Here is an 18,723-nt window from a genome sequence, read left to right as displayed (position 1 = left end):
CAGACTGAACGCATGCGTATCAGAGCCGCCATGAGGGACGAACTGCCGCTGCTGTGCGAACTGGAGCGGGCCGCCGGGGCCCCCTTCGCCGCGATCGGCATGCCGGAGATCGCCGACGACGAACCACCGGCCCCGCACGAGCTGGCCCACTACCTGGACGCGGGCATCGCCCTGGTCGCCGTCCCCGACGCGACCGACCTGCCCCACGGAACCGACCTGCCCCAGCAACCCGGTCCCGGTCCCGGTCCGATCGCCGGCTACCTGCTCGCCGAGCCGGTGGACGGCGCCCTGCACATCGAACAGGTGTCGGTCCACCCCGACCACGCCCGCCGGGGCATCGGCCGGGCGCTGATCGAACACCTCGCGGCCGGCACCGACGCCCCCGCGCTCACCCTCACCACCTTCGCCGACGTCCCCTGGAACGCCCCCTACTACGCCCGCTGCGGCTTCCGCCCGCTCGCCGACCACGAGCTCACCCCGGGCCTGCGGGAGATCCGCCGCAAGGAGGCCGAGCACGGTCTCGACCGCTGGCCCCGGCTCTGCATGCGCCGGGACCTCGCACGGGACCTCGCACGGGACCTCCAGCAGGACCTCACGCAGGACCTCACCCCGGACGTGCCCGGAGCGCTCAGCTGACGCCCAGCCGCAGCACGGTGGTCGAGCGGAACTCCTCCCCCGGCCGCAGCACGGTGCTCGGGAACGCCGGGTGGTTCGGGGAGTCCGGGAAGTGCTGGGTCTCCAGCGCGATCCCGGCGAACGGCCCGTACGGGACACCGCTCGCGCCGGTGACCGCCCCCTGGAACTTGTTGGCCGTGTAGACCTGGACGCCCGGCTCGGTGGTCAGCACCTCCAGGGTGCGCCCGCTGACCGGGTCCTCCAGCAGCGCCGCCCGGGCCGGGCCGCCGTCGGCCGGCCGGGCCCGGAGCACCCAGTTGTGGTCGTAGCCGCCGGGCCCGGCCAGCTGCGGGTGGTCGTCGTGCACCGACTTGCCGATCGGCGTGGCCACCGTGAAGTCGAACGGCGTGCCGGCCACCGGCTCGGTCCGCCCGTACGGGATCTGCCGCTCGTCGGCCGGGGTGTAGGAGTCGGCGTCGAGGGTGAGCAGGTGGCCGAGGACGTCGCCGTTCCCTTCACCCGCAAGGTTGAAGTACGCGTGGTTGGTCAGGTTGACCACGGTCGGCTTGCTGGTGACGGCGCGGTAGGCGATCACCAGCTCGCCGGCCGGGTCCAGGGTGTAGGAGACAGTGATGTCCAACGCGCCGGGGAAGCCCTGGTCGCCGTCCGGGCTGTGCAACCGCAGCCGCACCCCGCCCTCGATCCGCTCGGCCTCCCAGATCCGCTGCGCGAAGCCGTCCGGCCCGCCGTGGATGGTGATGCCGCCACCGGTCGGGGCGAGCGGGTGCTCCTCGCCGTCGATGGTGACCCTGGAACCGTCGATCCGGTTGGCGTACCGGCCGACCACGGTGCCGTAGTGCCGGGCCGGGCCGAGGATCTGCGTCAGCTGATCGGTGGAGAGCAGCAGTTGGGCGGGGCGCCCGGCGCGGTCCGGGCCGGTGAGGGTGTGCAGGGTGGCGCCGAGGGTGAGCACGCTCGCCTCGTACGGGCCGGCGGAGAGCGTCCAGCGCTCGATCGCGGCGCCCGCGCCCGAGGGGTCGAGGGGTTCGTGCCGCACGCTGGTGGCCTCGCTCGCCATGGCCTGCTCCTCACTGGCGGTCGCGGGGTGCCGTGACCGCCCCGGTTCCGGGTCCGTCCAGGGGGTCGCCGCGGCGCCCCCACGTCTGCGTCAGCCTAGGGCGTGTCTGACAATTCGCGGCGGATCAGCGCGCGGCTCCCCCAGCCTTCGGCCGGGAGGTACCCCCATTACGCGCCCGGCTGGGCGTGCCGGCGAAGCGTCCTCGTACTGGGTGTACTTGGACGTTTCGCCGGTGCGTTCAGGCGGGATGCCCGGCGTCGTGCGCCCGGCGGGAATTGTCAGACACGCCCTAACGACGGCGACCGCCCCGGGAGCGCTCCCGTGCCTCCGCGCGCCGCCCGGGCGCCCGCCGCCCACGCCCCCTGCCACCGCGGGCTACGCCTCCTCGGGCTCCGCCCCCGGCCGGGCGGCCCCGCGCGGCTGCGTCGGCAGCCCGAGGGCGGAGGCCAGGCCGTCCGGCCCGCTGCCCGCCTTGCGGTAGACGGCGGCCAGTCGGCGGTTGACCAGGCTGAGGTGCACGCCGAGCTCGTCGGCGATGCGCTGCGGCGGCACGCCCTGCACCGCGAGGTTGGCGACCTCCCACTCGGGCTGGCTGAGCGTCTCCCGGAAGTCGCGCAGCCCCAGCCGGTTGGGCCGCAGGCCGTAGTTGGCCAGCTCCCGCCGCGCCTGGTCGACCAGTCCCTCGGCCGAGCAGTGCTGGGCCAGTTCGATGCCCTGGTACAGGTACTCCTGCGCGTCCTCCAGCCGCCCGACCCGGCGCAGCGCGGCGCCGAGGTCGACCAGCGCGACGGCGTGCTCGTACCCGGCCGGCGACTGGCCGAGGTACATCACGGCCTGCTCCAGCAGCTCGACCGCCTGCTGGCCGTCCTCGATCTGGGCGTTCAGCCGCAGCGCGGTGCCGATCGCCGAGGCGGTGCCGAAGGTGCGGGCGTCCTGGACGGCCTTCTGGGCGTACTCGCGGGCGCGGTCGGGCTCGTCGGCCGCGATCGCGATGGCGAGGTGGCCGGCCCAGGGCGCCCAGACGGTGTTGTGCCAGCCGCGGGCCTCCAGTTGGGCGCCGGCCTCGGTGAGTGCGGCGGCCGCCCCGGCGTAGCGCTTCTTGGCGATCAACAGCTTGCCGTACAGCGAGGGCGCGTCGGGCAGCACCATCGCGGTCGTGTGGTACGGCGGGTGGAAGCCGAACTCGACGGCGAGTTCCCAAGCCTCCTCGGTCCGGCCGCGGGCGAGCAGGGTGTCCACCAGGACGCCGACGGCGTCCCAGGCGAGCGGCAGCTTGGGGCCGATCCGCTCGGACAGTCGCAGCGCGCGGCGCAGGAAGTCCTCGGCCTCGGCGAGCAGGCCGCGGCGGAAGCGGGCGAGGCCCATCAGGAAGTACGCGAAGCCCCGGTGGGCACCGCTCCACCCGGCGACCTCGAACTGGATGATGGCGTCCGCGAACAGCCGCTCGGCCTGGGCGATGCGGTCGTTGTAGGTGTAGGTGAGGCCGAGCATGGAGGGCAGTTCGAAGCCCCAGGTGCTGTCGGTCCAGCCGAGTCCCTTGGGCAGGCGACCGGCGTCGAGGACGGCGTCGGCGTAGGTCAGCGCCTCGGCGGAGGGGGCGCCGCGCAGGGTGAGGTCCCAGGCGCGCATCGCGAGGACGGCCCGGTCGGCGGCGTCGCGGGTGCTGAGGCCGTCGCACATGAGGCCGAGCCGGGTGGATCGGCCGGGCCCGTCGTCCTCGGACTTGCGGAAGGCGTGCCACATGAACGAGGCGGCCTGGAGCCGGAGTCGGCCGGCCGGGTCGGTGGTCTGCTCGGCCTCGTCCTGGCAGACCACCGCGGCCTGGCGCAGTTCGCCGCTGTGTGCGAGCACCTCGGAGAGCCGGAAGGTGGCGTCGACCCGCAGTTCGGGGCGCAGCGGCCCCTCGTCGGGGTCGAGGGCGAGCTTGAGCTGGTTGACGGTGGCGACGGGGTCGGTGAGCAGGGCGGAGCAGCCCAGTTCGTACAGCACCTCGGCGCGGATGTCGTCGGCCGGGGGTTCGTTGAGGGCGCGGTGCAGGCAGCGCTGGGCGGCTTCGGGGGCGCCGATCAGCAGGTGTTCGACGGCGGCCCGGCGCAGTTTGCGGACGGTCTTGTCGTCGCCCTCGCCGGAGAAGGTCTCGACGAGGTGGCGGGAGGCGGCGAGCAGGCCGAGTCCGGCGTTCTCGATCTCGGCGGCGGCGACGCCGTGCATGCCGGTGCGGGTGGCCTCCGGCATGGTGTTGTAGATCGAGCTGCCGATCAGCGGGTGGACGAACTCCAGGTTGCCGTTGGGGGTCTGGGTGAGCACGCGCTGCTTGCGCAGCTGCTTGATGGCGTCGCGGGCGCCCTCGGTGGTCTGGGCGCAGATCCGGGTGGCGAGGTCGACCCGGATGTCGGTGCCGAGCATCGCGCAGGCCCAGGCGAAGCGCAGGGTGCCGGAGCCGAGCCGGTCGATCCAGCTCTTGAGGGTCATTCCGGTGGCGTCGACGGCGAGTTCGCGCAGTTGCTGGGAGTTCTCCTCGACCGGTTCGAGGTCCTGGTCGCGGACCTGGTCGAGCAGGGCGACGGCTTCGAAGGGGTTGCCGTTGACGACGTTCCAGAACTCGTAGCAGAAGGCGTCCTCCGCCTTGTCGCCGAGTTCGGCGCGGATCATGTCGGTGACGGAGACCAGCGAGAGCCGGTTGAGCTCGTGCTTGCTGGTGGCGAGGCCGAGGACGGCCTTGCGGTGCTGCTGGATCTCGGTCGGCCAGTCGCTCTCGTCCTCGCGGAAGGCGAAGACGAGCAGGACGGGCAGTTCGCGGGAGCGGACGGCGAACTGGGTGAGCCAGGAGAGCGACTCGTGGTCGCCCCAGTGCAGGTCGTCGACGATCATGACCAACGGGGCCCGGCGCGGCGCGAGTTGGGTGAGGACGTAGTCGAGGCCGTCGCGCACGCCCTGGGGGTCGAGGCGGCGGGCGCCGGCCTTGGGCCGCTTGAGGCCCATGGCCGGTCCGACGACCTCCTCCCAGGTGCCCATGACCTGGCGGAACTCGTCGGGCTGCAGGCTGGTGAGGAGGGGTTGGAGGAGCTGGCGCAGCACGTGGTAGGGCTCGTTGAACTGGCGTTCGCCGCCGCGGGCGAACAACACCGTGGCGCGGTCGCGGAGTTTGGCGACCCGTCGGACCTCGTGCAGCAGGCTGGTCTTTCCGATGCCGGGGCGGCCGGAGAAGGCGAGCAGTTCGCCGATCTCGGTGCCGCCGGCCGCGAATTCGCAGCAGAGTTTGTCGACGGCCGTCTCGACGGAGCGGAGTTCGGCGTCGCGGTCGCGCAGCCTGACCCTCGGCGAGGTGCTGTCGCCGTCCCGGCCGGAACCTGATCCCGTCCGAAGTTCGTTGTCCTGCTCGGTCACCGTCGTGCCTCCGCCTCGCCACTCGCGTCACAGCCCGTGTCGCTGCTCGCATCACTGCCCGTGGAGCCGAGGTTAGCGCTGCGTGGCACTCGCTGTGGGGCATTCGCGCAGGCTGGGGCGGACGGTGAGGGTTCGGACGCCTTGCCAAGGGCAATTGCCCTATACCCCTAACGTCCGATCATTACATCAGATACCCTACGGCCCGCGAGGCGAAGATGATCTTTCGCTATCACCCTCTCCCCGGAAGCCTCGCCGCGTCAACTCCCCCCACACCCAACGTTCGAACCACTAGTACCCCCACCCTTCGCCGCACCGGGAGTCCGATGTCTGACGACACCTCACTTCAGATTCCGTTCCCGCACCGTCGCAGCCCGCACGGACCGCAGGCCACCGCGCTGCACCGCGACTGGCTGGTCCGCCACCCGCTGCTCCCCGACGTCGACCACCCCGGGTACGCCCACTGGGACGTGGTCGACCTCGCCGCCCTCGGCTACCCCGACACCGGCCCGGACGAACTCTCCCTCGCCGCCGACCTGATGGGCTTCTACTTCCTCTTCGACGACCAGTTCGACGGCCCGCTCGGCCGCCGCCCGACGGAGGTCGCCCCCATCTGCGAGCGGCTGATCGCCGTCCTGCACGGAGCCCGCCCCGACCAGGACTCGCCGGTCGAGACCGCCTTCGCCGACCTCTGGGACCGCAGCGTGCGCGGCATGCCCGCCCGCTGGCAGGCCCGCGCCGCGTACAACTGGGAGTGGTACCTGGCCAGTCACCCCGCCGAGGCCGCCGGCCGCATCTCCACCCGGCCACCCGACCGCGACGGCTACCTGGTGCTCAGACGAGGCACCGCGGCGATGGAGACCATCTTCGACATGGTCGAACGCCTCGGCCAGTTCGAGGTGCCCGCCGCCGTCCTGCACCACCCGGTCCTGCGTCAACTGCGCCAGCTGGCAGCCGACATCCCCTCGCTCAGCAACGACGTCCGGTCGTTCCCGCTGGAGGCCCCGCGCGGCGACGTCAACAACCTGGTGATGATCGTCCAGCGCGAGCGCCGCTGCTCGGCCGAGGAGGCCTGCGCGGTGGTGCTGGAGGAGGCGCAGCTGATGGTCGAGCGGTGCCGAGACCTGCACGGCCGACTGCCGGACGTCTACCGGGAGTTGGGGCTCTCCCGGGTCGAACGGACGATCGCCCAGCGGTACGCGGACGGGCTGGTCACCTGGCTCGCCGGCTACCTGTACTGGGAGTCCCGCACCGGCCGGTACCACGCGGTCTGACACCGTCCCGGACGGAGCGCGGAGACACGGTGCGCGCCCCGCGCGACGGCCGGAACGCGCAACCCTCCGTACGGGCCGGGCGCACGGACCGTAGCCGCGCCCGCGCCGGGCGGCTATCGTGCTCGACGGCGGACGCCCCGGCGGGCGTCCGCCCGGAATTGCGTGTCCACACCCTCCCGCCGGGCCGCCCCGCGCCGGGCGCGGCCCGGCGCGCCGCCCCGCCACCCGGTCCGGGCGGCGCCCGACGTCGCGAGGAGACACCAGAGCATGACGGTCTACCAGCCCCCCGGCACGCCCGGCAGCATCGTCGCCTACCGCTCCCGGTACGAGCACTGGATCGGCGGCGGCTGGACCCCGCCGGTGCGCGGCGAGTACTTCGGCGACCCGACCCCGGTCACCGGCGAGGTGTTCACCGAAGTCGCCCGCGGCACCGCCGAGGACATCGAGGCCGCGCTGGACGCGGCCCACGCCGCCGCCCCCGGCTGGGGCCGCACCCCGCCCGCCGAGCGGGCCCAGGCGCTGCTGCGGATCGCCGACCGGATGGAGGCGAACCTGGAGCGGCTGGCCGTCGCGGAGAGCTGGGAGAACGGCAAGCCGGTGCGCGAGACGCTGGCCGCCGACCTCCCGCTCGCGGTCGACCACCTGCGCTACTTCGCGGGCGCGCTGCGCGCCCAGGAGGGCGGCCTGTCCCAGCTGGACGAGGACACCGTGGCGTACCACTTCCACGAGCCGCTGGGCGTGGTCGGCCAGATCATCCCGTGGAACTTCCCGATCCTGATGGCGATCTGGAAGCTCGCCCCGGCGCTCGCGGCCGGCAACGCGGTGGTGCTCAAGCCCGCCGAGCAGACCCCGGCCTCGGTGCTGCTGTGGGCCGAGCTGACCGCCGACCTGCTGCCGCCCGGCGTGGTCAACATCGTCACCGGCTTCGGCGAGGAGGCCGGCGCCCCGCTGGCCTCCAGCAACCGCATCCGCAAGATCGCCTTCACCGGCGAGACCACCACCGGGCGGCTGATCGCCCGCTACGCCAGCGACAACCTGATCCCGGTCTCGCTGGAACTCGGCGGCAAGAGCCCCAACCTGTTCTTCGCGGACGTCGCCGACGCCTCGGACGCCTTCTACGACAAGGCGGTCGAGGGCTTCGCGATGTTCGCCCTCAACCAGGGCGAGGTGTGCACCTGCCCCAGCCGGGCACTGATCCAGTCCTCGGTCTACGAGCGGCTGCTCGCCGACGGCCTGGAGCGGGTGCGCGCGATGCGCCAGGGCGACCCGCTGGACACCGAGACCCAGGTCGGCGCCCAGGCCAGCGCCGAACAGCTGAAGAAGATCCTCTCCTACTTCGAGATCGGCCAGGCCGAGGGCGCCAAGCTGCTGGCCGGCGGCGAGCGGGCCGACCTCGGCGGCGCCCTGGCCGGCGGGTACTACGTGACGCCGACGGTGTTCGAGGGCGTCAACAGCATGCGGGTCTTCCAGGAGGAGATCTTCGGCCCGGTCGTCTCGGTCACCCGCTTCGAGGACTTCGCCGAGGCGATCACCCTCGCCAACGGCACCCAGTACGGGCTCGGCGCGGGCGTCTGGACCCGCAACCTCAACACCGCCCACCGCGCCGGGCGCGCCATCCAGGCCGGCCGGGTGTGGACCAACTGCTTCCACGCCTACCCCGCCCACGCGGCCTTCGGCGGCTACAAGAACTCCGGCATCGGACGGGAGAACCACAAGGCGCTGCTGGAGCACTACCAGCAGACCAAGAACCTGCTGGTCAGCTACTCCCCGGACGCGGTGGGCCTCTTCTAGCCGGGCCGCGGCCTGCGCGAAACGCGGAACCAGGAACAGGAACCAGGAACCACGTAAACACGGAGCGGGAGGCCGGTCCCGGCCTCCCGCTCCGCCGCCACTCCCCGTGGCCGCACCGCGAACGCCCGTTGGGACGTCCACGCTGCGCAACCCTCCGTAGGGCAAAACGCCCATTTCGGGATCTAAGCACATGAATGCGCGATTTTCTCGACGCGCCGCCGACATGCCCGAACACACCCGGCGAACGCCGTAGACAGGACTCCCCGTCCCTCACCCCCGGGAGTCCCGATGACCATCTCCCCCGCCAAGCTCTCCGACCCCACCGTGCGCGCCTTCGTCGCCGCGGTCAACGCGGGCGACCGCGACGCCTTCCTGGCCACCCTCACCCCGGACGCGACCATGTCCGACGACGGCTCCGACCGCGACCTGCCCCAGTGGATCGACAAGGAGATCTTCACCGTCCGCGGCCGGATGGACGTCCAGACCGAATCGGACGGCGGCCACGCGCTGATCGCCAACTTCACCAACGACACCTGGGGCGAGATGCGCACCGCCTGGCGCTTCACCCTCACCGGCCCGAAGATCACCCGCTTCGAGACCGGCCAGGCCTGACGGCTCGGGACCGCGCCCGCCGCTACCCGGACAGCCCCAGGCACCCCCGCACCGCACGGATCAGGTTGCGCGAGCGGATGTCGCCGGTGACGCCCGGCTGCATGCCGTTGGTGACGTAGCCGAAGCCCAGCCCGAGCTCCGGGTCGGCGAAGCCCAGCGAGCCGCCCCGGCCGGGGTGGCCGAAGCTCGCCGGGGAGGCCATCGGCGCGGTCGGGCCGTGCCGCCAAAAGCCCAGGCCGAAAGTGGAGTTGACGATCAGCACCCGGTCCGGTCCGCTCACCTCGGGCCCGACCGCGCGGGTCAGCACCCCGGGCCCGAGCAGCGGCGGCAGCAGCGCGCCGGAGCCGTCCGGGCGGTCGGCGGCGCCGATCAGCGCCGCGTAGAACCGGGCCAGCGAGCGGGCGGTGCCGATGCCTCCCGCGCCGGGGATCTCGGCGGCCTGCACCGCCGGGTCGTTGAGGTCCACCCCGGGGCGCACCGAGGCGAAGGACCGCGCGGTCAGCGAGGCCGGGTCCTGGTAGGCGTCCCGGACGGACTGCTTGGGCCGCAGCCGCAGACCGCTCGGCCCGGTCCGGGCCGCCTCCGGGGCGGGCAGGTCGACCAGCCGGCCGACCCTCGGCGCGGCCCCGGCCGGCAGCCCGATCCACAGGTCCAGCCCGAGCGGCCGGGCGATCTCCTCGGCGAAGTACTGGCCGATCGTGCGCCCGCTCACCCGCCGCACCACCTCGCCGACCAGCCAGCCGAAGGTGTACGGGTGGTAGCCGTGCGCGGTGCCCGGCTCCCAGGCGGGCGCCTGCGCGGCCACCGCGGCCACCGCGCGCTCCCAGGTGAGCACGTCCTCCAGCCGCAGCGGCACGTCCAGCGCGGGCACCCCGGCCTGGTGCGACAGCAGCCAGCGCACCGGCACCCCGCCCTTGCCGGCCTGCGCGAACTCGGGCCAGTAGGAGGCCACCGGGGCGTCCAGGTCGAGCAGGCCGCGCTCGGCCAGCAGCAGCGCGGTGGTCGCGGTCAGGCCCTTGGTGACCGAGCGCAGCACCTGGGCGGTGTCCGCCGTCCAGGGCACCGCCGGCGCGGGCCGCCCGCCGACCTCGGGCCGGGCGTCACCGCCCCACAGGTCGACCGCCTTGCGACCGCGCACGTACAGCGCGAAGGCCGCGCCCAGTTCGCCGTACTCGTGGAAGTTCCGCGCGAAGGCCTCCCGTACGGGCTCGAACCCCTCGGCCGTCTCGCCCCAGATCTCCACCACCGCGCGCCACCCTCAGCCTGTCCGGTTCCTGCGTTCCCGCCCGCGTCCGATCGCACGCGAATCACATGCGAATCACATGCGGATCACATGCGAATCGAGCTCGGATCGCACTCGAAAAGCGTTCGAAGCGGGCCCCGAAACCCTAACCTGTCCGTCATGACCAACCCTGCCGAAGAACTGCTGGACGTCGTCGACGAGCACGACCGGGTGATCGGGACGGCACTGCGCGGGGAGGTGTACCGGCAGGGGCTCACCCACCGGTGCGTCTTCATCCTGGTCCGCGACCCGGCCGGGCGGATCTTCGTCCACCGCCGCACCGACACCAAGCTGTTCGCCCCCGGCGCGTACGACATGTTCGTCGGCGGCGTGGTCGGCTCCGGCGAGACGTACGCCGAGGCCGCCGTCCGCGAGGCCGAGGAGGAGCTCGGCGTGCACGGGATCACCCCGCGCCCGCTCTTCAAGTTCCTCTTCCGGCAGGACCGGCTCTCCTGGTGGAGCGACATGTACGAGGCCGAGTGGGACGGCCCGGTCCAGCCGCAGGAGTCCGAGGTCGCCTGGCACGCCTGGCTCACCCCCGCCGAGCTCGCCGACCGCCTCGCCCGCGACCACTTCGTCCCCGACGGCCGCGAGGCCTACCGCCGCTACCTGGACCTCCACGCCGCATAGGCCCCGCCCCGGACGGCGGATAGGGTGGCGCGCATGGCCTCCCGTACGCCGTCGCCGACGGCCGCCCGCGCTGCACGGACCCCCGCCCCGGAGCAGGCGCCGGAGCAGGCCCCGGACCGGGCGGCGGGCCGGACGCCGGGCCGGGCGGCTGCCGGTGAGCGGCCGCGCCGCAGGCTCAGCGTGGACGAGCGGCGCGAACAGCTGATCGCCGTCGCGCTGGAGCTGTTCAGCCGGCGCCCGCCCGAAGAGGTGTCGATCGACGACATCGCCGCCGCCGCGGGGGCCTCCCGGCCGCTGGTGTACCACTACTTCCCCGGCAAGCAGGCGCTGTACGAGGAGTCGCTGCGGCGGGCCGGGCGGGAGCTCTCGGCGCGCTTCGAGGAGCCCGCCGACGGGCCGCTGTCCGAGCGGCTGTACCGGGTGATGGGCCGCTACCTGGACTTCGTGCAGAGCCACGGACCCGGCTTCGCGGCGCTGCTGCGCGGCGGCTCGGTGGCGGCCAGCGCGGGCACCTCGGCGGTGATCGACGAGGTGCGGCGGGCCGCCCACGACCAGATCCTCTCCCACCTGGCGATCCCCGCGCCGAGCCCCGGGCTGCGGCTGACCGTCCGGGCCTGGATCGCCAACGCCGAGATCACCTCGCTGGAGTGGCTGGCCGAACGCTCGGTGCCGTTGGAGGACCTGCAGCTGCACCTGGTGCAGGAGTTCGTCGCCACCCTCACCCTCACCGCCGCCCGGGAGCCGGCGCTCGCCGCCGAACTCGCCTCGTTCTTCGCGGACGAGCGTCCTGACGGCCCGACCGGGCGCCTGGTGCGGGAGCTCGCCGGGCTGTTCGCCGTCCCCGGGATCGCCGAGGCGGTCACCGCGCTCGCCACCGCACCGTCCGGCGAAACGTCCCCGCAGGCCACGGGCGAAACGACCGCGGCTCCCATCGGGTGATCCGCCGGTTCGGTCCCGACAGCGGGCTCTGATAGGAATGAGCACGGATCCGACGGCACGCCGCCACGGCGCGCGCGGACCCACCCGAACCAGCGGACCGCAGACGCAGCAGAGCGGGGGGCTCAACAGTTGACCCAGGACGTCCAGTTCAGCGCGGAGGCCAATCCCTTCGCAGCGGCGGAGCAGGTCTGCGCGACCCTCGGCACGCTCACCGACGCCCTCTTCGACGAGCGCACCTCCCGCCATCCGGCGGCCTCGCTCAGCACCCTGCGCCCAGCCGAACACCCCGCCGCCGAGGCGCTGTTCGGCCTCCCGCTGGCCCCGAACGGCCCGGTGCACGCGGCCGTGGAGCGGCTCGGCACGGTGCTCACCGCCGGCACGGCCCGCCCCGGTAGCGGCGCCCGGGTCGCCGACCGGGTGACCGCCGCCCTCCACACCCGCTACGGCGGCGGGGCGGTGCGCGGCGCGATCTCCGACCGGGGCACCACCTCGGCCGCGCTGTTCCACCTGCCGGTCACCGGCGAGTTCGCCGACCCCAAGCTGCGCCCGCCGTTCGCCCCGGCACTGGCCGCGCTGGCCGCCGGGCAGCAGACCCGCCAGCCGGTCGAACTGGCCACCGGCGCGGGTGCCGAGGTCCGGCTGGTGGTCCCGCCCGGCTTCCACCCGCTGACCTCCCCCGGTGGTCCGGCCGGGGTCTGCTCCCGTACGGTGCCCGCGCCGGCGGGCGGGGCGGGCGACGTCGCCCCGGCCACCGCCGCGGCCGCCGAGGAACTGACCGGGCATCTGGCCGAGGTCGCCGAGGAGCTGTTCAGCGGTGACGGTCCGGAGCGGCGCCGCGACTTCGCGGTCATCGCCGCCACCCTCGCCGACCTGGTCCACGACGCCGGCACGGTCTACGCGGGCGTCTGCGCGCTGGACGTGGGCGGCCGGGCCTCCGACGCCGCCCTCGTCGTCTCGCTCGCCCGGCACCCGCTGCCGATCACCGCGCTCGCCACCGAACTCGCCACCGTCCGGCGGCACGCCGAGGTGTGGACGGTCCTGCTGCCGGCCGGGCCGGCCGCCGTCCTGGTCGAGGGACGGACCGTCCCGGTGCCCGGGCCGCTGTCCGCCGACGGGCAGCGGCGCTGGGTGGTCACCTCGGCGGTCGAGGCCTTCGTCCCGCTGCCGGACGGCGGCACCGTGCTCTGCGTCCAGCTGTCCACGGCGCAGCCGGAGGACTGGGACCTGTACACGCGGGCGTTCGCGGAGCTGCTGAAGAGCGTTCAGTTCGGCTGGGACGGGGAGGTGGCCGGCGCCGTGCCCGCACCCGCGCCCGCCACACCTGCTGCCGCTCCCGCTCCCGTCGAGAAGGAGCCGGAAGAGGCGGAGGAGGTGCCGGCGGACCTGCACGGCACGCCGGTGCAGCTCCCGCCCGAGGACTTCAACCCGTTCGCGCCCGTCGCGGAGGCCTCCCCGGCCGACGCCGAGCCGCAGGCGGCGCCAGCCAGGCGGAAGGGCACGCCGGTCATGGTGCCCCCGCCGGACTTCAACCCCTTCGCCCCGGAAAGCCTCCCGCCCACCCCGGACACGTCCCCGGCAGCGGCCGCCCCGACCACCGACCCGTTCGGCACGGTGACGGCCGACCAGTCGGACCCGTTCGGCACCACGCTCGCGGCGCAGGGCCCGGCCGTCCCGCCGCCGCCTTCCGCGCCGCCGGCCGTTCCCGCGCAGGACGCCCCGCGCAAGGGCACGCCGGTCATGGTGCCCCCGCCGGACTTCAACCCCTTCGCCCCGGAAAGCCTCCCGCCCACCCCGGACGAAGCGACGGAGGCCGACGCGGCGGAGGCTTCGGGCCCGGAGACCAGGCCGTTCGGCTGAGCCCCGGCAACGGCCCCCTCCGACAGGATCCAACCACCAGGGGGCCGCGACAACGCGACGCCGAGAGCCGGCAGTTGGCCGCTGCCACGGACAACGCCCGGACGCGACAGGAGGGTTGGCGAGGCCCTGCGCCGTCAGCCCGCGCGCCGGGCCAGGTGGACCACGTCCGGCACGCCGCGGCTGACCGGGATCTCGTGCGTGACGACGTCGGAGAAGCCCACCGCCCGCAGCGCCTCCTCGAAGTCAGCGGAGGGCTGGGCGCTCCACACCGCCAGCACCCCGCCCGGCTGCAGCCGGTGCCAGAGCACCGCGAGCCCGTCGGCGCCGTACAGCCCGGCGTTGGAGTCGGTGACGGTCCAGTCCGGGCCGTTGTCGATGTCGAGGCACAGCGCGTCGTAGCGCTCGCCGTCGGCCGCCGCCAGGTACTCCAGCAGGTCGGTGTGGAGGACCTGGACCCGCTGGTCCTCCAGCGCGCCGCCGGAGAAGACGCCGAGCGGCCCGTTCCGGTGCCAGTCGATGATGGCGGTCTCGCGCTCGACGATGGCGATCCGCCCCCAGCGCGGCTCGGCCGCCGCGTACGCCAGCGAGAAGCCGACGCCGAGGCCTCCGATCAGCACCGAGGGCTCTGCGGGGGCGCCGGTGCGGTCCAGTTCGTCCAACGCCGCCTGGATCAGCAGGCGTTCGGAGCGGCCGTCGGCGGTGTCCATCAGGAAGCAGCCGTTGGCGATGATCTCGAAGTGCCGACCCCGCTGGCGCAGTACCACCTCGCCGAACGGGCCGTCCCGCCGGTCGAGCGTGACGACGGCCTCGTGAGCGTCCCGTTCGGGCAGTGCGGTGGACATGCGGCTTCCTCAGCGGACTCGGGTGCAGGAGCGTCCCGGCGGACGAGTACCCGCCCGACAATAGCCGAGTCCGCCCCTGCGCCCGTTACGTCGTGACCAGCACCCCGGCGTAGGAGACGCCCGCGACGACCACCCAGGAGCCGAGCCCGAGCAGGGCGAGCCGCCCGCCGGTGCGGGCCATGGTCGGCAGGTGCACGGCGCTGCCGAGGCCGAACAGCGCGGCGGCCAGCAGCAGTTCCTGGGCATCCCCGGCGAGGGTGAGCGCCCGCTCCGGAAGCACCCCGGTGGTCCGCAGCACGATCATCGCGAGGAACCCCGCCACGAACAGCGGGACGATCGGCGGGCGGCTGCCGGTCTTGACCGGGTTCTTCGCAGGGTCTTCCCCCGACTCCTGGTCCGCCCCGACGACGGCCGCCCCACCCCGTCGCGCCCGGCGCCGCACCGCGACGGCCATCCCGGCGACCAGCGGCGCCAGCAGCACCACCCGCATCAGCTTGACCAGGACGGCCTCCCGCAGCGCGCCCGCCCCGCCGGTCTGCGCGGTGGCGACCACCTGCCCGACGTCGTGCACGCTCGCGCCGACCCACCGCCCGAACTCCACGTCGCCCAGCCCGAACGGCTGCTGGAGCAGCGGCAGCACGACGATGGCCAGCGTCCCGCACAGGGTGACCAGGGCCACCGAGGAGGCGACGTCCTCCTCCTCGCTGCCGGCCGCCTGGCTGACCGCGCCGATCGCCGAGGCGCCGCAGATGGAGTACCCGGTGGCGACCAGCAGCGGCTGGTCGCCCGGCAGGCCGAGCCGTCGGCCGAGCCAGAGCGTGCCGGTGAAGGTGGCCGCGACCACCGCGAGCACCATGGCGACGGTGGCCCAGCCGAGGCCGAGCACGTCGTCCAGGCTGAGCTTGAGCCCGAGCAGGACGATCCCGAGCCGCATCAGCCGCTTGCCGGCCATGGACAGCCCTGGCCGGGCCACCCCACGCACCACCGGGCGCAGCCCGGGCAGGTGGGCCGCCGCCATGCCGAGCACGACGGCGGCGGTGAGCTTGGGCACGGCGGGCACGGCCGCGTGGACGGCGATCGCGGCGGCCACCCCGGCCGCCGCGAGCAGCAGGCCGGGGGCGTCCCCGCCGAGCGGGGGCAGTGAGCGGGTGCGCGTGGCGCGCTCCCGGAGGGTCAGTGCCACGCCGCCCTCACTGCTGCTGGTCGGCGGGCAGCCGGTAGACGCGCCGGATGCTGGTGCCGAGCCGCGAGACGTCCGCGCCGTACACGTGGATGGAGATGGCGGTGCTGTTGCAGGCGTTGCGCACCAGGTGGATGTCACCGGGCGGGGCGAAGGCCGCGACGGTGCCGGCCGGGCCGGCGACGTGCTCGGTCTCGACGAGGTGGGCGGTGCGGCCGTCGGAGACCAGCCGGTAGCGGGTCTCGCTCTCCTGGCCCTGGTGGACGCCGGCCACGCACCAGGAGACGTGGTCGTGGATCGGGGTCTGCTGGCCGGGCAGCCAGACCAGGGCGACGACGGAGAAGCCGCCGTCCTCCTCGGCGTGCAGGACGTGCTGGCGGTAGCACTTCGGGTCGCCCTCGCGCTGGGCGGGGGTGAGCAGCGCGTCGGGCCCGTCGGGGTCGGCGTGCAGGTGCGGGGCGAGGCGTTCGCCGACCAGGTAGGCGGTGAGTTCCGGGGGCAGTCCGCGGTCCACGACGGCACGGATCTCGCCGATCAGGGCGGTCATCCGCTCGGTGAGCCGGTCGCTGCCGACCGTGGCTGGGGGTGTCATGCCAGCAGGTTCGGCTGCACCAACCCATCACGTCCAACGATGGTTCTTAAGCTTCCCCCCAACCTCAGCTTATGAATCGCCCCGGCGAGCACCCACCGGAGCCACGACTCAACACCCGATCCGGCTCGCCGCCGCCCGCCGCAGATGGTCCAGCACCAGCCCGGTGGCCGGTATCCGCCGGTGCTCGCGCAGCACGTACGCGCTCACCTGCCGGCGCAGGTGCGGTTCGACGGCCCGCCCGGTGACCTTGCGGTGGCACATGAAGGAGAGCACCAGCGCGGGCATCAGCGCGATCCCGACCCCGGCGGCGACCAGGCTCTGCACCGCGAGGTTGTCGTCCGTGGAGAACACGATGTCCGGCGCGAAGCCCTCCTCCGCGCAGACGTTCAGCAGGTTGGCCCGGCAGCGCGGGCACCCGGCGATCCAGCGCTCGCCGTCGAGGTCGACGAGCCGAACGGCGTGCCGACGGCCGAGCGGGTGTCCGACCGGCAGCAGCACGGTGAGCAGGTCCTCCATCAGCGGGATCTCGTCCAGCCCGTCGGGCACCTCGGTCGCGCTGCCGGGGTAGCGGAAGGCCAGCGCGATGTCGCACTCCCCGCGCAGCAGTCGCTGGACGGAGTCCGGCGGTTCGGCCTCCAGCAGCTCGACCCGCACACCGGGGTGTTCGGCGAGCAGCCGGGCCATCGCCTCGGGTATCAGGGTGGCGTTGGCGCTGGGGAAGGCGCAGACCCGCACCCGCCCGGCCCGCAGCCGGGCGAGCGCGGCGAGCTGCTGCTGGGCGGCGGAGAGGCTGCCGAGGATCAGTTCGGCGTGCCGGGAGAGCGCCTCGCCCGCCTCGGTGAGCCGCAGTCCGCGCCCGGCCCGGGTGAACAGCGCGACGCCGACGGTGCGTTCGAGCGCCTTCATCTGCTGGGTGATGGCGGGCTGGGTGTAGCCGAGCTCGCGGGCGGCGGCCGAGTAGGAGCCTGCTCTGACGACCTCGTGGAACGTCCTGATGTGCCGTGAGTCGAATACCGGCTCCATGGCCCCTCCCCCGGTCGTCGTCGTCGAGCCTCCGCAATCATAAGAGGAAATTGGAGGTGCCCGCTCTATCCCCACCCGCACCTATGGTTCAGGATCGAACCAGCCTTCTCACTGCTGCGCGGACGGCGGCAGTCCCATCGCCACCCCGGCCTTGACCACCGGCGCCCCGCCCCGCATGCTCGGGCTGCGCCGGCTGCGGCGCTCGACCCAGCGGGCGAGCCAGGAGAGCAGCAGGCACATGCCGATGTAGATCGGCGCGATCACGATCACCACGGGGATGAACGGCAGGTCGTAGTCGAGGTTGGTGGCGATCAGCTTGCCCGCGTGCAGGAACTCCTCGTAGGTGATCAGGAAGCCCAGCGAGGTGTCCTTGAGCGCGACCACCAGCTGGCTGATGATGGCCGGCAGCATGGCCCGGTTGGCCTGCGGCACCAGCACGTACGTCATCACCTGGGTCTTGCGCAGGCCGAGCGCGTAGGCCGCCTCGCGCTGCCCCTTGGGCACCGCGAGCACGCCGGCCCGGAAGACCTCGGCCAGCACCGAGCCGTTGTACAGCACCAGCCCGGCCACCAGCGCCCACAGCGGCTGCACCTTGAGCGCGACGAAGACGAAGAAGATCATCACCAGCAGCGGCATGGCCCGGAAGAACTCCACCACCACCGTGGAGAGCACCCGCACCACCTTGTGGTCGGACAGTCGCCCCGCCGCGAACAGCGCGCCGAAGGGCAGCGCGAACAGCACCGTCCAGCCGAAGGCCTTGAGGGTGTTGCCGAGCCCGCTCAGCAGCAGGTCCTGGACGCCCCGGTACTCGAAGGGCATCCACTTCTGGTACGTGAACTGGTGGGTGTGGAAGAGCATGTAGACGATCCAGCCGATCAGCGCCGCGATCAGCAGCAGCGCGATCCCGCCGTACAGCCGGTGGCGGGCGAGCGCCTTCGGGCCGGGGATGTCGTACAGCGCCGAGGATCCAATGGTCATCGCGACACCGCCACTCGTCGTTCCAGCAGGTTGAAGACGGCGCTGACGGCCAGGGTGATGATCAGGTAGCCGACGGCGATCCAGACGAAGGTCCAGATGATGCTGTAGCCCAGCTCGTTGATCGTCCGGTAGGTGCCGAGCAGTTCGGTGACGCTGAACGAGCCGGCGATCGCCGTGTTCTTCGCCAGCGCGATCATCACACTGCCGATCGGCGCGACCACCGACCGGTACGCCTGCGGCATGACCACCACGCTCATCGTCTGCCCGAAGCTCATGCCCAGGCTGCGCGCCGCCTCCCCCTGCCCCGCCGGCACGGTGTTGATGCCCGAGCGCATCGCCTCGCAGACGAAGGCCGAGGTGTAGCAGCCGAGCGCGGCCACCGCGAAGACGAAGAACGGCAGCGTGATGTTGAAGCGCGGCAGGCCCAGCACCACGATGAAGAACAGCAGGGTCAGCGGCGTGTTGCGCAGCAGCGTCACCCACGCCGTCCCGAACACCCGCAGCGGCCGGACCGGCGAGACCCGGAAACCCGCGATCATCACTCCCAGCACCAGCGACAGCACGGCGCTCACCGCGAACAGCGAGAGCGTGCCGAGGAAGCCGTCCCAGTAGGTCGACCAGTTGTCGGTCAGCGTTTTCACGGCGC

At 73.4% G+C, this 18,723-nt stretch carries 16 protein-coding genes; 7 read left to right on the top strand and 9 right to left on the bottom strand.

Annotation, left to right across the window (positions count from 1 at the left end; translation table 11 throughout):
* Positions 1-12 precede the first annotated feature (12 nt).
* Entirely contained in the window at positions 13-636 is a 624-nt protein-coding gene (locus AB0R04_RS32735; protein ID WP_363377246.1) for a GNAT family N-acetyltransferase, read from the top strand.
* Here AB0R04_RS32735 and AB0R04_RS32730 read toward each other — a convergent pair.
* Positions 629-1,693: an aldose epimerase family protein gene (locus AB0R04_RS32730; protein WP_363377245.1), complete on the bottom strand. Its 1,065-nt coding sequence runs from the start codon at positions 1,691-1,693 to the stop codon at positions 629-631. The genes AB0R04_RS32735 and AB0R04_RS32730 overlap by 8 nt on opposite strands.
* Before the next feature lie 375 nt (positions 1,694-2,068).
* Positions 2,069-5,080 carry an AAA family ATPase gene (locus tag AB0R04_RS32725; protein WP_363377244.1) on the bottom strand — a complete coding sequence of 1,004 codons (3,012 nt, stop codon included), beginning with the start codon at positions 5,078-5,080 and terminating at the stop codon, positions 2,069-2,071.
* Positions 5,081-5,403: 323 nt separating this feature from the next.
* Here AB0R04_RS32725 and AB0R04_RS32720 point away from each other — a divergent pair, with 323 nt between their 5' ends.
* From AB0R04_RS32720 to AB0R04_RS32710, 3 genes are all read left to right on the top strand, one after another.
* Complete coding sequence (locus AB0R04_RS32720; protein WP_363377243.1) at positions 5,404-6,351, top strand: terpene cyclase; 948 nt, start codon at positions 5,404-5,406, stop codon at positions 6,349-6,351.
* 267 nt (positions 6,352-6,618) lie between these two features.
* Positions 6,619-8,142: an aldehyde dehydrogenase family protein gene (locus AB0R04_RS32715; RefSeq protein WP_363377242.1), complete on the top strand. Its 1,524-nt coding sequence runs from the start codon at positions 6,619-6,621 to the stop codon at positions 8,140-8,142.
* A gap of 288 nt (positions 8,143-8,430) precedes the next feature.
* Positions 8,431-8,754: a nuclear transport factor 2 family protein gene (locus tag AB0R04_RS32710; RefSeq protein WP_363377241.1), complete on the top strand. Its 324-nt coding sequence runs from the start codon at positions 8,431-8,433 to the stop codon at positions 8,752-8,754.
* Positions 8,755-8,776: 22 nt separating this feature from the next.
* Here AB0R04_RS32710 and AB0R04_RS32705 read toward each other — a convergent pair whose 3' ends face one another.
* Complete coding sequence (locus AB0R04_RS32705; RefSeq protein WP_363377240.1) at positions 8,777-10,000, bottom strand: serine hydrolase domain-containing protein; 1,224 nt, start codon at positions 9,998-10,000, stop codon at positions 8,777-8,779.
* Positions 10,001-10,156: 156 nt separating this feature from the next.
* Between AB0R04_RS32705 and AB0R04_RS32700 the strand changes: the two genes are divergently transcribed.
* The 3 genes from AB0R04_RS32700 to AB0R04_RS32690 all read left to right on the top strand — a co-directional run bounded on the left by AB0R04_RS32700 (position 10,157) and on the right by AB0R04_RS32690 (position 13,462).
* Positions 10,157-10,666 (top strand): NUDIX domain-containing protein, encoded by a 510-nt coding sequence (locus tag AB0R04_RS32700; protein ID WP_063350117.1) that lies wholly within the window; start codon positions 10,157-10,159, stop codon positions 10,664-10,666.
* A 33-nt stretch (positions 10,667-10,699) separates the two neighbouring features.
* Positions 10,700-11,605: a TetR/AcrR family transcriptional regulator gene (locus tag AB0R04_RS32695; protein WP_363377239.1), complete on the top strand. Its 906-nt coding sequence runs from the start codon at positions 10,700-10,702 to the stop codon at positions 11,603-11,605.
* Positions 11,606-11,734: 129 nt separating this feature from the next.
* Complete coding sequence (locus AB0R04_RS32690) at positions 11,735-13,462, top strand: hypothetical protein (RefSeq protein WP_363377238.1); 1,728 nt, start codon at positions 11,735-11,737, stop codon at positions 13,460-13,462.
* Between the two features lie 134 nt (positions 13,463-13,596).
* Here AB0R04_RS32690 and AB0R04_RS32685 read toward each other — a convergent pair whose 3' ends face one another.
* The 6 genes from AB0R04_RS32685 to AB0R04_RS32660 form a co-directional block, all read right to left on the bottom strand.
* Complete coding sequence (locus tag AB0R04_RS32685; protein WP_363377237.1) at positions 13,597-14,304, bottom strand: spermidine synthase; 708 nt, start codon at positions 14,302-14,304, stop codon at positions 13,597-13,599.
* 85 nt (positions 14,305-14,389) lie between these two features.
* Entirely contained in the window at positions 14,390-15,481 is a 1,092-nt protein-coding gene (locus AB0R04_RS32680; protein ID WP_363377263.1) for a putative sulfate exporter family transporter, read from the bottom strand.
* A gap of 13 nt (positions 15,482-15,494) precedes the next feature.
* On the bottom strand, positions 15,495-16,076 hold the full coding sequence (locus AB0R04_RS32675; protein ID WP_363377236.1) for a cysteine dioxygenase family protein: 582 nt from the start codon (positions 16,074-16,076) through the stop codon (positions 15,495-15,497).
* A gap of 108 nt (positions 16,077-16,184) precedes the next feature.
* Entirely contained in the window at positions 16,185-17,099 is a 915-nt protein-coding gene (locus AB0R04_RS32670; protein ID WP_363377235.1) for a LysR family transcriptional regulator, read from the bottom strand.
* 108 nt (positions 17,100-17,207) lie between these two features.
* Positions 17,208-18,077 (bottom strand): amino acid ABC transporter permease, encoded by an 870-nt coding sequence (locus tag AB0R04_RS32665; protein WP_363377234.1) that lies wholly within the window; start codon positions 18,075-18,077, stop codon positions 17,208-17,210.
* On the bottom strand, positions 18,074-18,718 hold the full coding sequence (locus tag AB0R04_RS32660) for an amino acid ABC transporter permease (RefSeq protein WP_363377233.1): 645 nt from the start codon (positions 18,716-18,718) through the stop codon (positions 18,074-18,076). Before AB0R04_RS32660 ends, AB0R04_RS32665 begins: the two co-directional genes overlap by 4 nt.
* Positions 18,719-18,723: the final 5 nt, after the last annotated feature.

It is taken from the genome of Kitasatospora sp. NPDC056731, assembly GCF_040687675.1.
Lineage (GTDB): Bacteria > Actinomycetota > Actinomycetes > Streptomycetales > Streptomycetaceae > Kitasatospora.
This window is presented reverse-complemented; position numbering and strand designations above follow the sequence as displayed.

Bases quoted from the DNA above. Each gene is read 5' to 3' on its own strand.
- AB0R04_RS32735 (WP_363377246.1), top strand. From the start codon at position 13: ATGCGTATCAGAGCCGCCATGAGGGACGAACTGCCGCTGCTGTGCGAA.
- AB0R04_RS32730 (WP_363377245.1), bottom strand. From the start codon at position 1,693: ATGGCGAGCGAGGCCACCAGCGTGCGGCACGAACCCCTCGACCCCTCG.
- AB0R04_RS32720 (WP_363377243.1), top strand. From the start codon at position 5,404: ATGTCTGACGACACCTCACTTCAGATTCCGTTCCCGCACCGTCGCAGC.
- AB0R04_RS32715 (WP_363377242.1), top strand. From the start codon at position 6,619: ATGACGGTCTACCAGCCCCCCGGCACGCCCGGCAGCATCGTCGCCTAC.
- AB0R04_RS32710 (WP_363377241.1), top strand. From the start codon at position 8,431: ATGACCATCTCCCCCGCCAAGCTCTCCGACCCCACCGTGCGCGCCTTC.
- AB0R04_RS32700 (WP_063350117.1), top strand. From the start codon at position 10,157: ATGACCAACCCTGCCGAAGAACTGCTGGACGTCGTCGACGAGCACGAC.
- AB0R04_RS32695 (WP_363377239.1), top strand. From the start codon at position 10,700: ATGGCCTCCCGTACGCCGTCGCCGACGGCCGCCCGCGCTGCACGGACC.
- AB0R04_RS32685 (WP_363377237.1), bottom strand. From the start codon at position 14,304: ATGTCCACCGCACTGCCCGAACGGGACGCTCACGAGGCCGTCGTCACG.
- AB0R04_RS32675 (WP_363377236.1), bottom strand. From the start codon at position 16,076: ATGACACCCCCAGCCACGGTCGGCAGCGACCGGCTCACCGAGCGGATG.
- AB0R04_RS32670 (WP_363377235.1), bottom strand. From the start codon at position 17,099: ATGGAGCCGGTATTCGACTCACGGCACATCAGGACGTTCCACGAGGTC.
- AB0R04_RS32665 (WP_363377234.1), bottom strand. From the start codon at position 18,077: ATGACCATTGGATCCTCGGCGCTGTACGACATCCCCGGCCCGAAGGCG.